Raw genomic sequence first — 15,480 nt, 5'->3', positions numbered from 1 at the left:
AGATATATATTCTGAAGATTCAGAGGTGGAATGAATGATTCATTTAGGGGAACGTGTTAAACAAACGAAGCGGACGTTACGCATGGACACGCTAAAGAAAATTTTAGTCGAGTTTGATCAAGAAATTATGGGGCTGTCAGAAGAGAGTCGTCGAGCGAAATATGAGAAGATGTCGCAAAGTCCATTTATCTTTTTCCGGGGCAGTGCTTATTTATTTTACTATGATGTAGCGAGCCATTGGTTCCCATATCATACGCCACAAGATCGACCGACGTGGATTCAAGGGGATTTGCATTTTGAAAACTTTGGCGCGTTTCATAATGAAAAAGGCAAGCTCGTATTCGATATTAATGATTTCGATGAAGGCTATTTAGGCTCTTATTTATATGATGTATTACGCATGTCCGTTAGCATTGCGCTCGTTTGTCGCGAGTTAGGGTATGGGGTTGATGAGCAAATTAATGTGATCGAGGCATACTTGCAGGCGTATCATAAACAAATGGTTCGCTTCCGAGATCGCAAAGATTTACCGGAAACATTTTTCGTGACGAAGAAAAAAGCCGATGGGGCGATTCGCAAGCTATTGAAAAAGCTTGAAAAAAGAAGTGAGGCTCATTTATTAAGTAAAGTAACGACTTATTTCCAAGACGAGCGCCAATTTGCTGAGTCGGATGAAATTCAGCCATTAAGTGACGAAGAGCAAGCGGTCATTGAGCAAGTTTGGTCTCAATACTTGGAGACGGTTGAGAAATTGGAAGATGAAACGAAATATGAAATTAAAGATGTCGCGTTTAAGCATGGGTCAGGGACGGCATCGATTGGATTAGACCGCTTTTATATATTAGTAGAAGGTGGACAACAGCAAGAGGATTTAGATGATTTAGTTTTAGAAATGAAAGAAGTGCGTCTGCCGATTCCAGCTTATTTCATGCCTTATAACGAAACGTTTTGGGAGGCGTTCCCTCATCAAGGCAAGCGCGTGATTATGACGCAGCGAGCCATGCATCACCAAGCGGATCCGCATTTAGGTTATGCAACGATTGATGGGCGTGATTTTTATGTGCGCGAGCGCTCTCCGTACAAAAAGAAATTAAAGCTGGAAGCGATTAAAAGCTTAGAAGATATGATGGAGACGGTGGAGCAAATGGGGGCGATTACCGCAAAAGTTCATGCTCGAGCGGATGCCGATATTAATGAAGGAATCTTGTCGTATCATAGCGAAGAGGAAATTTTAACAGCTATTGGAGAAGATGCGGATGAGTTTGTTCATTATATTTCGCATTGGGCATTCTCTTATGCGAATCAAGTCGAGAGAGATTATGAATACTTTATGGAACACCTTGAGGGTTCTCGATGATTTTAATTAGTTCATGTTTAGCGGGGGAAGCGGTCAGATACGATGGCGCACACTGCTTACATCAATCACTAAAGAAGCTACTGGAAGAAGGAAAAGCGGTGATGGCTTGCCCAGAAGTCATGGGGGGACTGTCTATTCCGAGAGAGCCTGCTGAAATCATCGGAGGAGATGGCGGGGATGTTCTCGCTGGCCAAGCGAAAGTCGTGACTAAATCAGGAAAAGATGTCACCGAGGAATTTATTAACGGTGCTTATCGAATGCTGGAAAAAGCCCAACAGGTAAACGCCACTGTCGTCGTGTTAAAAGAAAACAGTCCTTCGTGTGGCAGTCACATGATTTACAATGGTGAGTTTGCTGGTAAAAAGATCGCAGGTGATGGCGTAACAGCCGCTTTATTGAAACAACATGGATTTCGTGTGGTTTCTGAGATAGATACAATATGATAAAAGTAGCGTCCTTCTTTTTAGGAGGACGCTACTTTTATGAGTAGATCAGTAAATTCCTTGATCTAGTTTATTTCTCCTCATCATGAATCCGCTTCTCGCTTTCGGCATCGAAAAAGTGAGCTTTTTCCATATCAAAGGCAAGCTTAATTGTCTCGCCTGGTGTAAATTCGGAACGAGAATCTAAACGGGCAATGAACTCTGTGCCGTTGATACTAGAGTAAATCATTGTTTCAGCGCCTGTTAATTCTGAAACTGAGATTTTTGCATCGATTGTTGACTGTGGAAAAGCGTCAATGAAGGCAGATTCATAATGAATGTCCTCAGGGCGAGCACCGAAGATGACTTCTTTTCCAGCATATCCGAGTTTTCGCAACATACTCATTTTTTCTTTCGGAATGGCAAGCGAGGTATCGCCAACCATGATTTGTCCTTCTTCTAGTTTGCCACGAAAGAAGTTCATAGCGGGAGAGCCGATAAAGCCGCCAACAAACACATTAGCTGGTTTTTCATATACTTCTTTCGGTGTTCCCACTTGTTGAATGACGCCATCTTTCATCACGACTAAACGAGTGGCCATCGTCATCGCTTCTGTTTGGTCATGGGTGACATAAATGGTAGTTGTTTGGATTCGTTGATGGAGCTTAGAAATTTCCGCCCGCATTTGCACACGTAGTTTTGCATCAAGGTTAGACAACGGCTCATCCATTAAGAATACTTTCGCGTCACGAACGATCGCTCGACCTAAAGCGACACGTTGGCGTTGCCCGCCGGATAAAGCTTTAGGTTTCCGGTCTAAATAAGTTTCCAATCCAAGAATGGCTGCTGCATCTTTTACCCGACGATCTATTTCTGATTTAGAGAATTTCCGTAGCTTTAAGCCGAATGCCATATTGTCGTAAACCGTCATATGAGGATATAGGGCATAGTTTTGAAAGACCATGGCGATGTCTCGATCTTTCGGAGGAACATCGTTCATACGCTCACCATCAATATAAAAATCTCCTTTAGAAATCTCCTCAAGCCCTGCGATCATTCGTAAAGTAGTGGATTTTCCGCATCCAGATGGACCAACAAAGATAATGAATTCTTTGTCTTGAATATGTAAATTGAAGTCTTTCACCGCTGTTACTTTGTCGTCGTACATTTTGTAAATATTCTTCAATACGATCTCTGCCATGTTGTTAAAGCCTCCTAAATTTGTGCTGTTGTCTTAACATAAGCTTAGCTGAACGTGTGAAAAACCTATATGGTCAATGTGCCTAAAAATCATCGCAGGATTTTTAGGCAGGTTGCCTTACTGTCGATCGTGCTGATAAAGTAGACAAGCGAGATAGATGGTAAACGCACTGTTGAAATCTTTGAGCTGAACGCCTGTTTTTTCTACAAATTTGTCTAGTCGATATTGAAGAGTGTTTCGATGAATAAATAGTTTTTTAGCTGTTAATGAAGCATTTAAATTGCTTTCTAAATATACCTTAAGTGTTTGGAGAAGATCTGGCTCATCTTTAAAGCTTGGGAATAGGTTTATAGAAATTGCCTTACGTAATTGTGTAGGCATTTGTAAAGCTAAAGCAGAAGGAAGAACCTTTTCAAATGTGAACACATGTTCATTAGGTAAAAGCTCTAATCCTAAATGAAAGAATTGTTTTTCTTGTAAAAATTGATGCTTTGTCTCTTGAGAGGGAGTGAAAAACTTTCCGACATAAAAGGATGGTGTCATAAAAAAGTCGCCAGTAAAGGTTTGGATGATGGAATATAAGTCTTCCGTTGACACAGCATCTGTTTCCTCTTCAATGAGTACTCCTTTTTTTGTATTCTCCCAAAATAAAATCGTATCTCTTGCAAAAAATCCTTTTAGTGCTAGTTCTAAGTCACACTTTTCCCAAGTGGTATCATCACATGTAAATTGAATGATTCGTTGCCTTCCTGGATGGACTTTTTTCGGCACTTCTCCGTTTGAAAAAAGAAAATGATACCAGCTTTCTGCGTATATATGAGCTATTGAAGGTTCATGGCGCTCGAATAGGTTTTCAAGCAGTTGTATCTCTTTATTGGATACATCTTTGATAGGAATAACAAGCCATCCTTTTTGTTCTGCGTCGTATAGCCATAAATATTGATGTGGACGGGCGATTTCTGATGGGTGATAAACTATTTGGCTGTTTTGATAGACATTTTTTAATTTATTAAACATAAGAAGACCTCATTTAGTAGGTGGATTTTAGTTCTACTCCATATGATAGGGCACAGAAGAGGAACTATTCAAATAAATAACCTAAAGAGTATTTGTGATTGTCGTAGGTGTTTTTTGTCGAAAAAATCTGAAAAATAAAATAATTATCATTTATTGTCGAATAAGTAAATATTATAGAATTAATGATTCCTAAGGAGTATAATAATCAAGGTGATATTTATTAGATTAATGATTATTGCACCATGACTATATCCCTCATAAGGGCAAACCTATTGAAAGGTAGGGACGCAAAGCTACGGGTCTAAAGTGGGAAAAACCATGACAGCCGGGCCGCCAAATAGCATGTTAGTTGCTGGTTTTACATCAATGAAAAATATTTGAGGAGGGCAATTTATGATTATTTTAGACAAGCCATATGTTTCGCACTTACTTTCATCTTCTATTAAGGATCTTCAAATTCCTGTCATTAAAGTAAATGATGTAGAGATCCCAAATGAAGACGAATTATTTTTAACAGAAAAAGAGCTGTTTTTACAGGAGTTCTCAAGTTCGGAAACTCCGATCCTCTTTAACTCAGAAAACGGTTTATTCATGTTGAATGAATACTTACCTGATCATCAGCTGACATCTCTTGCTGCTACGTTAAAAAACAAAGCAGAATTTAGAAGGACGCTAACAACTCATTTCCCTGAATTTTTCTTCCGTGAACTTTCTTTTGCTGAATTAGATACATTGGATATTAACACGCTTCCGTTTCCGATCATTATTAAGCCGGTTGTTGGCTATTCTAGTATTGGTGTGTATCGTATTGATCAAAAGGAAGATTTTATTGATTCCATCAACAAACTGAAGCAGGATATGTCGATGGCTGGCAGTGCTTACCCTAAGGAAGTGATCGATAGTCAAACACTGATTATTGAAGAGCTGATCGAAGGGGATGAGTATGCTGTTGATGTCTACTATACGGAAGAAGGCAAACCGGTCGTTCTCAACCTTTTTAAACGGATGTTCAGTCACGAGAAGGATATGAGCGATCGAATTTATTTCACAAGTAAGCAAGTGTTAAAAGAGGCACTGCGAAAAGTGGAGATATTTCTTGAAAACATCGGCCCAATATTTGGGTTGCAATCCGCGCCTATACATATTGAAGTACGCATGAATAGCCAAGGAATCATTGTACCGATTGAAGCCAATCCATTACGGTTTGCTGGCATTGGTACAACAGAGCTTGGTGTCCATGCTTATGGTGTCAATGTATATGAATATTATTTCAAACAGCTAGCACCTGATTGGGAAAGTATCATGAATGAGATGGACGATTCTATTTATAGCTTCTGTTGTGCTGAAGTCGACCCTTCCATCGATTGTAAAGCAATTGGAGCGGTCGATCATGAAGCGTTTAAGAGCAATTTTGAGGAGATTTTAGAATATCGTCCGATGGCATTTAATGAATATTCTACGTTTGCGGTAGTCTTCCATAAAGCGCCCGACTTTGAAGAAAATAAACGAATTTTGCAGCTGGATTTAAATGATTTTCTTACAATGAGAGAACTTCAATTAGTTTAATCAGTGAGGATAAAGGAGTGTTACAGTGTTTAAAACCAAAAAAACAATCAACGGAAAAATAATGTCGGGGATATTAATTCCAATTATTTCATTAAGCATTATTTTCAGTGTAGTACTTTTTTTAGCATCTGAGTACATTATTGAAGAGCATCTTGTTCCTGCATTTGAAGAAGGATTAACGACAAAAATGCACCAATTTAATGGTCTCTTTGATGCAGAAATGGTGAACGAAGCAAAAACAGATCGCAAAGTATATGCACAACTGTTAGAAAAAGCGAATAATTTCCAAAAAGCGTTTGACCTAGAAAATGTGTATATTATGAGTAAGGTAGACGGCCAGGAAGTTATTTTATTACTCGGGAATGCCGATGAGCACTTAACTCCGCTTGCCTTTACCGAAGATCAAGCGAAAGCTTTGACGACAACTGATATAGTCAAAAGCGATTTTTATCAAGATGATTATGGCACGCATAAATCTACCTTTTTACAAATTGAAGGTACTGATTCTGTTCTTGGGTTAGATGAAGATGCCGATTTCATTAGTGATTTAGAGAATAATTTAATGATCATATGTATCGGTTTATCGGTTCTTTTTATCGTCATTAGTTACTTCGTTTCACGTTTTATTTCGAGAAGAATCTCGAAACCGATTAATGAGCTGGTAGGTTTCACAAAGTTAGTTGCCAGCGGTGATTTAACGAAGGAAATTTCGATTGAAAGTAATGATGAAACTGGACAATTAGCTACTAGCTTTAGTCAAATGCAGCAGCAATTAAAGGATACGCTTCAGCATGTGACGTCTACATCAGATCATGTCGTATCATCTTCAGGTGACTTGTCTCAAAGTGTTGGACAAGTGACAGAGGTGATTAATCAAATTTCCACAACGATTCAAGAAGTGGCTGCCAATAGCGATACGGTGACGAGTGGTGCGATACAAAATCAAGCGGCGATACAAGAGATTTCAGAAGGTATTTTAGATATTTCTAAATCGACGGTGAATGTGACGGATGAGACGTTAGAAGCATCGACGGAAGCAGAGCAAGGAAACAAGGCGATTCAAGAGGCTGTTGAAGGGATAGAGGCTATTAATGCGTCGGCGAAATCCTCTATGGAAGTAACGCAACAGATGAATCAACGCTCCAATGAAGTTGGAAACATTACACAAATGATTACGAATATTTCTGATCAAATTAATTTACTCGCTTTAAATGCAGCGATTGAGGCTGCTCGTGCAGGAGAATATGGGAAAGGTTTTGCCGTTGTGGCGGAGGAAATCCGACATTTAGCGGAGCAATCTGCTACTTCCGCGAGTGAAATTTCTAAGTTAATTAATGAAATGCAAGCGGACTCGAACGAATCGGTGTTATCGATTTCCAAAGTTGTAGAGGAGATTGATAAAGAAACGACAGCGATCCGCCATGCTGGAGACACTTTCCAGAAAATTTCTTTATTAATTAGCAACATCACCGGAAAAATGCAGTCTGTTGCGGCAACGGTTGAAGAAATTTCAGCTGGGTCGGAACAAGTGTTAACAACGACGAATATGACAGTCCAATCGTTAGAAGAAACATCTGACTACACACAAACGGTGGCAGCTTCGATGGAAGAACAGTCTGCTTCGATGGAAGAAATGCTTGGAACGGCTAATCAATTGCTTGAGATGGCGGAGCATTTAAAAGGACAAATTTCACATTTTAAAATTAAATAAGGTCAAAGAGCCAACATTTTATTGGAGAAACCAGGAAATGTTGGCTCTTTTTCATTTGCCGAAAAGATTCAAGCGGTAAAAAACGTGGTATGATAGTTATAATAGGATCAAAGCAGAGGAGGAGCCATGATGGATTTGCAAAAGCAAATAATAGAAGAGTTAAAAGTTCAACCAATGATCGATCCGCAAGAGGAAATTCGTAAAAGTGTTGATTTTATGAAAGCCTATTTAAGAAAGCACTCTTTTTTAAATGGATTTGTTCTAGGTATTTCTGGCGGGCAGGATTCGACGCTTGCTGGTAAGCTTGCACAAATGGCAGTGAGTGAGCTGAGAAGGGAAACTGGCTCGGATAAATATGTATTTTGTGCTGTGCGACTTCCATATGGTGTACAACAAGATGAGAATGAATGCCAAGATGCTCTTGCTTTCATTAAGCCGGATAAAGTCTATGGCGTGAATATTAAGCCCGCTGTTGATGCCAGTGAAGCCACTTTGAAGAAAGTTGGTGTTGAACTAAGCGATTTTGCCAAGGGAAATGAAAAAGCTAGGGAACGGATGAAGGTACAGTATAGCATTGCAGCCATGAAAAGTTGTGTAGTGATTGGGACGGATCATGCGGCAGAAGCGGTTACTGGATTTTACACGAAGTATGGGGATGGCGGAGTGGATATTGTACCTCTATATCGCTTAAATAAGCGTCAAGGGCGATTGATGTTGAAAGAACTTCAGTGTCCAGAGCATCTATACTTGAAAGTGCCAACTGCTGACTTAGAAGAAGATCGTCCACAGCTGCCAGATGAAGTCGCTCTTGGTGTGACATATGAAGACATTGATGATTATTTAGAAGGTAAATCTGTGTCCGATGCAGCGAGAAAACGAATTGAACAATTGTATATGAATTCTCAGCATAAACGGCATATGCCGATTACGATTTTTGATGATTTTTGGAAGTGAAAAACGAGCGTCCTTGCTAGTGGGGACGCTCGTTTTGTTTTTTGTCGTAATACATAAATTCTAAATATTACGCAAATTATTTTTGCGCCAAAAATTAAAGCATTTGTAATTTTCGCAAAAAATATGGACTATTTTTTGTTTATTTGTTAGACTTCTATTTAATTAACGCGTTTTCGTAATATTACGAAATAGATTTATACTAAATATTTTTGTATGATTATTCATTGGAGGTAATGAAAGCGGTATCATTAAAGTTTGACATCACTTCTTTACCGTAATAATGAACAAAACATCTTAAGGGGGCACAATATGGAGAAATTTGAGCAAGTGATTGTTAACATCACAGGATGGATTTGGGGATTACCGATGATATTATTACTGCTAGGTGGGGGTATATTTTTAACCATCCGCATCGGCTTCTTTCAGTTCCGTTATTTCCCACATATCATGAAAGAAACATTCGGAAAAATCTTTTCGAAAGATGATGCACCAGGGTCGGTGACACCGTTTCAGGCTACGACATCTGCGCTAGCTTCCACAATAGGGGCAGCAAACATTGTTGGTGTACCAGTAGCGATTGCTTTAGGGGGACCAGGAGCGATTTTCTGGATGTGGTTAGTTGCTATGATTGGGATGGGTTCTAAATATGCGGAAGTAGTCCTTGGGGTTAAATATCGTACGAAAAATGAAGCGGGTGAATGGACAGGGGGTCCGATGCATTACATTGAAAAAGGGCTTGGTTGGAAGCCAGTTGCTAGCTTTTTCGCCTTCTTCCTTATGTTAGAGATTGTAGCAAGTACAATGGTTCAATCGAACTCTTTATCACAAATGGTCGAATCTTCTTTTAGTATCCCACCGGTTGTAACAGGGGTGATTGTCTTAGTATTAGTAGGGCTTGTTACACTAGGAGGAATTCAACGTATTGGTTCAGTCACTGAGAAGTTTATTCCGTTAATGGTTATTATCTACTTAGTAAGCGCTATCATTGTTTTAGCTTTTAATGTGACGGAAATTCCAGCTGCTTTTGCTTTAATTTTTAAATCAGCCTTTACACCTATTTCTGCGGCAGGAGGATTCGCAGGAGCAGGAGTGGCTGCGGCTATTCGTTGGGGACTTGCTCGTGGGATTTACTCGAATGAAGCGGGGATGGGAACGGCTCCGATTGCTCATGCGGCAGCGAAAACGGACCACCCAGCTAAACAAGGTTTATGGGGAATTTTTGAAGTTGTAATTGATACTTTAGTTGTTTGTACAATGACGGCTTTGGTTGTATTAACGTCTGGGGCTTGGCAAGAAGTAACGGCAGATAAAGCATCTACAATGGTTGTGGAGGCATTATCAACGGTAATGGGAAGCGGTATAGCTGGAACATTAATCTCTATTTGTTTATTCTTCTTTGTCTTATCAACGGTCGTTGTTATCGTATTTTACGGAGAGAAGCAGGCAGAATACTTATTTGGTCTTCGATTTGCGATGGTAATGCGATTCGTTTATTTAGTAGCTATTGTCGTAGGAGCAATTGGTGGTTTACAGTTTATCTGGCAATTCCTTGACTTAATGCTAGCAATGATTATTGTACCAAACGTTATTGCTCTTCTATTCTTGAGTGGAGAAGTGAAAGAGTTGACTCAAGATTATATAAAAAATTATATTGATCAAGGGAAAGCAAATAAGAAACATACAGCATAATTTATTTTACTAGTTTTTTAAAAACAACAGAGAGGAATAGAGGCATGTATAGAGAATTAAAAAACTTAAATTTACAGGATCAAGTGGAGAAGTTAACGAGATCATTAGTGGCAATTCCGAGTGTGAATGGTTCAGAAGAAGGGGAAGTAGTCGTAGCTGATGCAATTTTGGATATTTTGCGTTCCTATCCATACTTTCAAGAGAACCCAGCGCTTGTATGGGAACAAACAGCGATTGATGATGCATTGAATCGAAAAAATGTTTTTGCTTTTGTAAAGGGTGGAGTGAATACGAAGCAAACCATCATTTACCATGCGCATATCGATACGGTAGGCATTGAAGACTTTGGTGCGCTTCGTCAACACGCATTTGATCCAGATGCATTGCAAAGTTTCTTCAGTGAATTTGATCAAGACAAAGATGTGCAAGCAGATGCTCGTTCAGGAGAGTGGATGTTTGGTCGTGGATCGGTTGATATGCAAAGCGGGGCAGCTGTACATTTAGCCAACCTTCTTTATTTCTCTGATCATCGAGAAGAGTTACCTGGAAACATACTTGTAATGTTTAATCCAGATGAAGAGAGTCAGCATGCTGGTATTAAAAGTGCTGTCTTTGAATTAGAACGTTTAAAGCAAGAGTGGGATTTAGAATATGTAGCGGCAATTAATGATGATTTCATTACTCCACAATATGATGGAGATAATACGAGATATATTTATACAGGTGCTGCTGGAAAGATTCTTCCTAGCTTTTATATTTATGGTCGAGAAGCGCATGTAGGGGACACACTTCAAGGAGTAGACCCTAACTTTATCGCAGCGGAATTAACGAGAAGAATTCATAATAACGTTGAGTTATGTGAAAACATTCAAGATGAAATGGTGTTGCCACCAACATGCTTATTCCAGCGCGATAATAAATTTACGTACAATGTTCAAACGGCAACTAGCAGTTATTTATATTTTAACTATTTCTTATATCGCGATTCTGCCGCAGATGTCATGAGAAAATTGCAAAATGTAGCGGCGGACGCTTGTGAAGAAATTTCTCATTATTTATCTAAACAATACGAAGAATATTTGCAACGAACAGGTCTTCCTCGTAAACAATTAAACTGGGATATCGAAGTGGTGTCTTTAGAGGAGTATAGCAAAGAGTTAAAACAAAGAGGCATCGATGTTGACAAAGTGTGTGCTGAGGTCGTAGAAGAACATAAAATGCTCGATTTACGAATGGTTTCCTTTAAAATTGTCGAAGTGCTAAATGAACTTGATCCGATTAAAAAGCCACGTGTCATTATGTTCTTTGCTCCTCCATATTTACCGCATAACTTCTTAAGAGAAGATGATCAAGCGGAGCAAGCGATCTTAAAGACGATTAAAAACGTGTTAGAAGAGGCGGAAAAAGAAAGTGGCGAAACGTTTGCTGTGAAGAAGTTCTTCCCTTATTTAGCGGACGGTAGCTACTTATCGATTCACGAAACAAATGAGGAACTACAAAGCTTATTAAATAACTTGCCTAACCTTGGACGACTTTATACATTACCAGTAGAAGAAATTCGCCGATTAAATATTCCTTCTATTAATATGGGGGTATACGGAAAAGACGGCCATAAATGGACGGAACGAGTATATAAGCCGTATTCATTCGGTGTTTTACCGAAGCTGATTAGAGACGCGACGATTAGTTTGTTGAATCATGTACCTGTTAAAGTAAGATAATGAGAAAAGCTGCTGAGAAATCGGCGGCTTTTTACATGTGAAAGATGCTATTAATGAGTTAGCTATTCATTTTTATTCAGAAAATTTAATTAAATAGAGATCAGCTTGACCGCATGGTATGATAACGATAAAATGATGTCAAATTAGCTCGAATAAATGACTAGTTCCTTCATATATTTTCGATAATATGGATCGAAAGTTTCTACCAAATCACCGTAAATGATTGGACTATGGAGGCAGGTTCTTTGTGAAGACAACTAGAATTCTGCTTTCTTGTAAGGGAAGGGTTCTAGTTTTTATTTTATTTATATGTCGAGCGGTTCAGTGCATAACAAAGGAGTGGAAAGTGTGGCAGGAAAATCAGAATTACAAAATCAAGAAATGATTCTTGTTCTAGACTTTGGAAGTCAGTACAATCAGTTAATCACTCGCCGAATTCGTGAATTAGGTGTGTATAGTGAACTTCATCCTCATACGATCACATTAGAGGAAGTTAAAGAAATCAATCCTAAAGGAATCATCTTTTCCGGTGGACCTAACAGCGTGTATTCAGAAAATGCTTTCCATTGTGACGAAAGAATTTTCGATTTAGATGTACCTATTTTTGGTATTTGCTACGGCATGCAATTAATGACGAAACATTTTGGTGGAAAAGTAGAGGCGGCTTCTCACCGTGAGTATGGAAAAGCTTCTATTGAAGTGAAAAATGAAACAGCTCTATTTAAAGATCTACCGAATGAGCAAGTCGTATGGATGAGTCATGGAGACTTAGTTGTAGAAGCGCCAGAAGGCTTCTCTGTTGATGCAGTAAGTCAATCCTGCCCAATTGCTTCTATGAGCAATGAAAAAGAAGGTCTATACGCGGTACAATTCCATCCTGAAGTTAAGCACTCTGTGTACGGAAACGAATTATTGAAGAACTTCGTATTTGAAGCTTGTGGCTGTAAAGGCGACTGGTCAATGGAGAACTTCATTGAAATCGAAATGGAAAAAATCCGTCAAACAGTTGGTGACAAGAAAGTTCTTTGTGCATTAAGCGGCGGTGTCGACTCTTCAGTTGTAGCGGTGCTTATTCATAAAGCAATCGGTGATCAATTGACTTGTATTTTCGTTGATCATGGCCTACTTCGTAAAGGTGAAGCAGATAGCGTTATGAAAACATTTGCTGATGGTTTCCACATGAACGTCATTAAAGTGGATGCTAAAGACCGTTTCCTTAATAAATTAAAAGGCGTGTCTGACCCAGAGCAAAAACGTAAAATTATCGGTAATGAATTTATTTACGTATTTGATGATGAAGCGACAAAGCTTGAAGGTATCGAGTTTTTAGCACAAGGTACGCTTTACACAGATATTATTGAGAGCGGAACAGCAACAGCGCAAACAATCAAATCTCACCATAACGTTGGTGGTCTTCCAGAAGACATGCAATTTAAATTAATTGAGCCATTAAACACGTTATTTAAAGATGAAGTGCGTGCATTAGGAACAGAGCTAGGTATTCCTGATCATATCGTTTGGCGTCAGCCATTCCCAGGCCCAGGCCTTGGTATTCGCGTTCTAGGCGAAATTACAGAAGAAAAATTAGAAATCGTTCGTGAATCAGATGCGATTTTACGTGAAGAAGTTCGTCTAAACGGCCTAGAGCGTGAAATTTGGCAATACTTCACTGTCTTACCTGACATCCGCAGCGTTGGTGTTATGGGAGATGCGCGTACGTATGACTACACAATCGGTATCCGTGCAGTAACTTCAATTGACGGAATGACATCCGACTGGGCACGTATCCCATGGGATGTGCTTGAGAAGATTTCAGTGCGTATCGTAAATGAAGTATCTCATATTAACCGCGTTGTGTATGACATTACGAGTAAGCCACCAGCTACTATTGAGTGGGAATAATTAAATAACAATGAGAAAAAGCTTGGAGAGCCTATGAATAGTAGGGTGCTCCGAGCTTTTTTTATTTGGTGATACCGGATTGATGTCAATAATAATAGTTTTTATAGGGATAAATTTGAAGAGGAAGTTCGGATTTTGGAGACAAGTCTTTGTTAGGAGAGTATAAACTGTATAAAAGGCATTTGTTATGAAAAATAACAAATTATAGCTTTAAACACGAATGAATACGTTTTAAATATAAAATAATGTTCGTGTTTAATGTTGACAAATCGATAGTACATAGATAAAATGAGAGAGAATTAAATCAATCTAACATATTACATCGTATAAAGTCGGGAATATGGCCCGAAAGTTTCTACCAAGCTGCCGTAAATAGCTTGACTACGAGGTAACAGGATAGATAGGTCTCTCTATCTTTCCGTCACCTATAGTCACGCTTCGACCGTTTGGGGTCGAAGTGTTTTTTTATTGGTTTGGGATGAAAAGATGGAGAGGAGTTTACACATGAAGAAGTATTTTCAGTTTGAAGAGCTGGGTACGAACTACCGTCGAGAAATGATCGGTGGGCTGACCACATTTTTGTCGATGGCTTATATTCTAGTGGTGAATCCACTTACACTTTCTTTGCAAACAGTGCCTGATCTTCCAGACGCTATGAGAATGGATTATGGGGCGGTGTTTGTAGCGACAGCTATTGCTGCGGCGATCGGCTCGTTAATTATGGGGCTGTTGGCAAGATATCCAATCGCTTTAGCACCAGGAATGGGCTTGAACGCTTTCTTTGCTTACACTGTTGTATTGACTTACGGAGTTTCATGGCAGTCTGCTTTAACAGGTGTGTTATTCTCAGGACTTATTTTTATTTTGTTAACGGTATTAGGTATTCGGGAAAAAATTATTAACTCGATTCCCGCTGAGCTGAAATATGCGGTCGGAGCGGGTATTGGTTTATTTATTACTTTTATCGGTTTTCAAAATGCCGGTATTATTGTCAATAATGATGCGGTGCTTGTGGGGCTTGGTGATTTAACAGCAGGACCAACATTGCTAGCGATCTTCGGGATTTTCATCACAGTCATTTTAATGACAAGAGGAGTAAATGGCGGTATTTTTATCGGAATGGTGATAACAGCCACTGTTGGTATGATTGCAGGATTAATTGATCTACCGAAAAGTTTATTCGGTCCAATTCCAAGTGTGGAGCCAACATTTGGAGTAGCGCTAGAAAATATTTTTCAAGCACCGTCAGAGATCTTTACGATTCAAATGCTCGTCATTGTATTAACGTTCTTATTCGTTGATTTCTTCGATACAGCCGGAACGCTGGTCGCGGTAGCAAACCAAGCAGGATTAATGAAAGAAAACAAATTACCTCGTGCGGGTAAAGCGTTGTTCGCCGATTCTTGTGCAACTGTAGTGGGAGCGATTCTTGGAACATCTACTACTACTTCTTACATTGAATCATCAGCAGGGGTAGCAGCCGGAGCAAGAACAGGCTTTGCTTCTGTTGTCACAGCTGTACTTTTCTTATTATCACTGTTCTTCTTCCCATTATTAGAAGTCATTACAGCACCGGTCACAGCGCCTGCTTTAATTATCGTCGGAGTGTTAATGGTGTCTTCGTTAGGGAAAATCGATTGGACGAAATTTGAAATTGCTGTACCTGCTTTTCTAACAATTATCGCAATGCCGCTTACGTACAGTATTGCTACTGGAATTGCAACGGGCTTTATCTTTTATCCAATTACAATGATTATGAAAGGAAGAGGGAAAGAGATTCATCCGATCATGTATTTATTGTTTGTCATCTTTATTCTCTACTTCGTATTCATTAAATAATGACCACTATGCACGAAAAAAGGAGCTATCGAAAGTAGCTCCTTTTTTCGTGTAGTCAAATAAAATCGTGGTTTCTTATATAATTCTATTAAAAAATAAAA

The 15,480-nt window shown here is 39.2% G+C and carries 11 protein-coding genes and 3 riboswitches; of the genes, 9 read left to right on the top strand and 2 right to left on the bottom strand.

Going from position 1 to position 15,480, the window contains the following annotated elements:
* Positions 1–34 precede the first annotated feature (34 nt).
* Together CEF22_RS16170 and CEF22_RS16165 are read left to right on the top strand one after the other, a co-directional pair.
* Complete coding sequence (locus CEF22_RS16170) at positions 35–1,357, top strand: DUF2252 domain-containing protein (RefSeq protein WP_100403678.1); 1,323 nt, start codon at positions 35–37, stop codon at positions 1,355–1,357.
* Complete coding sequence (locus CEF22_RS16165) at positions 1,354–1,800, top strand: 2-thiouracil desulfurase family protein (protein WP_100403677.1); 447 nt, start codon at positions 1,354–1,356, stop codon at positions 1,798–1,800. The genes CEF22_RS16170 and CEF22_RS16165 overlap by 4 nt, the downstream gene beginning before the upstream one ends.
* Before the next feature lie 70 nt (positions 1,801–1,870).
* On the opposite strand, the gene CEF22_RS16160 is transcribed toward CEF22_RS16165, so the two are convergent.
* Together CEF22_RS16160 and CEF22_RS16155 are read right to left on the bottom strand one after the other, a co-directional pair.
* Positions 1,871–2,980, bottom strand: a complete 1,110-nt coding sequence (locus CEF22_RS16160) for an ABC transporter ATP-binding protein (RefSeq protein WP_100403676.1) — start codon at positions 2,978–2,980, stop codon at positions 1,871–1,873.
* A gap of 117 nt (positions 2,981–3,097) precedes the next feature.
* Positions 3,098–3,997, bottom strand: a complete 900-nt coding sequence (locus CEF22_RS16155; protein ID WP_100403675.1) for a PucR family transcriptional regulator — start codon at positions 3,995–3,997, stop codon at positions 3,098–3,100.
* Between the two features lie 252 nt (positions 3,998–4,249).
* A riboswitch (cyclic di-GMP riboswitch) is annotated at positions 4,250–4,335 on the top strand.
* Between the two features lie 55 nt (positions 4,336–4,390).
* Between CEF22_RS16155 and CEF22_RS16150 the strand changes: the two genes are divergently transcribed.
* From CEF22_RS16150 to CEF22_RS16120, 7 genes are all read left to right on the top strand, one after another.
* Positions 4,391–5,563: an ATP-grasp domain-containing protein gene (locus CEF22_RS16150; RefSeq protein ID WP_100403674.1), complete on the top strand. Its 1,173-nt coding sequence runs from the start codon at positions 4,391–4,393 to the stop codon at positions 5,561–5,563.
* 25 nt (positions 5,564–5,588) lie between these two features.
* Entirely contained in the window at positions 5,589–7,274 is a 1,686-nt protein-coding gene (locus CEF22_RS16145) for a methyl-accepting chemotaxis protein (RefSeq protein ID WP_100403673.1), read from the top strand.
* 126 nt (positions 7,275–7,400) lie between these two features.
* On the top strand, positions 7,401–8,228 hold the full coding sequence (nadE, locus tag CEF22_RS16140; RefSeq protein WP_100403672.1) for an ammonia-dependent NAD(+) synthetase: 828 nt from the start codon (positions 7,401–7,403) through the stop codon (positions 8,226–8,228).
* Between the two features lie 309 nt (positions 8,229–8,537).
* Positions 8,538–9,917: an alanine/glycine:cation symporter family protein gene (locus CEF22_RS16135; protein ID WP_100403671.1), complete on the top strand. Its 1,380-nt coding sequence runs from the start codon at positions 8,538–8,540 to the stop codon at positions 9,915–9,917.
* Positions 9,918–9,961: 44 nt separating this feature from the next.
* Positions 9,962–11,638, top strand: a complete 1,677-nt coding sequence (locus tag CEF22_RS16130; RefSeq protein WP_100403670.1) for a M20/M25/M40 family metallo-hydrolase — start codon at positions 9,962–9,964, stop codon at positions 11,636–11,638.
* A gap of 149 nt (positions 11,639–11,787) precedes the next feature.
* A riboswitch (purine riboswitch) is annotated at positions 11,788–11,889 on the top strand.
* A gap of 130 nt (positions 11,890–12,019) precedes the next feature.
* Positions 12,020–13,540, top strand: a complete 1,521-nt coding sequence (guaA, locus tag CEF22_RS16125; protein ID WP_232726216.1) for a glutamine-hydrolyzing GMP synthase — start codon at positions 12,020–12,022, stop codon at positions 13,538–13,540.
* Positions 13,541–13,842: 302 nt separating this feature from the next.
* Positions 13,843–13,944: riboswitch (purine riboswitch) on the top strand.
* A gap of 100 nt (positions 13,945–14,044) precedes the next feature.
* The gene (locus CEF22_RS16120; protein WP_100403668.1) at positions 14,045–15,379 is read left to right on the top strand and encodes an NCS2 family permease; all 1,335 of its coding nucleotides are present in this window, start codon (positions 14,045–14,047) and stop codon (positions 15,377–15,379) included.
* The last annotated feature ends 101 nt before the right edge of the window (positions 15,380–15,480 follow it).

Source organism: Bacillus sp. FJAT-42315, assembly GCF_002797375.1.
Taxonomy (GTDB): domain Bacteria; phylum Bacillota; class Bacilli; order Bacillales; family Domibacillaceae; genus Bacillus_CE.
The sequence above is the reverse complement of the archived record's forward strand: the minus strand, read 5'-3'. Positions and strand labels throughout refer to the sequence as shown.

Coding starts and splice junctions, on each gene's coding strand:
- CEF22_RS16170 (WP_100403678.1), top strand. CDS start 35: ATGATTCATTTAGGGGAACGTGTTAAACAAACGAAGCGGACGTTACGC.
- CEF22_RS16165 (WP_100403677.1), top strand. CDS start 1,354: ATGATTTTAATTAGTTCATGTTTAGCGGGGGAAGCGGTCAGATACGAT.
- CEF22_RS16160 (WP_100403676.1), bottom strand. CDS start 2,980: ATGGCAGAGATCGTATTGAAGAATATTTACAAAATGTACGACGACAAA.
- CEF22_RS16155 (WP_100403675.1), bottom strand. CDS start 3,997: ATGTTTAATAAATTAAAAAATGTCTATCAAAACAGCCAAATAGTTTAT.
- CEF22_RS16150 (WP_100403674.1), top strand. CDS start 4,391: ATGATTATTTTAGACAAGCCATATGTTTCGCACTTACTTTCATCTTCT.
- nadE (WP_100403672.1), top strand. CDS start 7,401: ATGATGGATTTGCAAAAGCAAATAATAGAAGAGTTAAAAGTTCAACCA.
- CEF22_RS16135 (WP_100403671.1), top strand. CDS start 8,538: ATGGAGAAATTTGAGCAAGTGATTGTTAACATCACAGGATGGATTTGG.
- CEF22_RS16130 (WP_100403670.1), top strand. CDS start 9,962: ATGTATAGAGAATTAAAAAACTTAAATTTACAGGATCAAGTGGAGAAG.
- guaA (WP_232726216.1), top strand. CDS start 12,020: ATGATTCTTGTTCTAGACTTTGGAAGTCAGTACAATCAGTTAATCACT.
- CEF22_RS16120 (WP_100403668.1), top strand. CDS start 14,045: ATGAAGAAGTATTTTCAGTTTGAAGAGCTGGGTACGAACTACCGTCGA.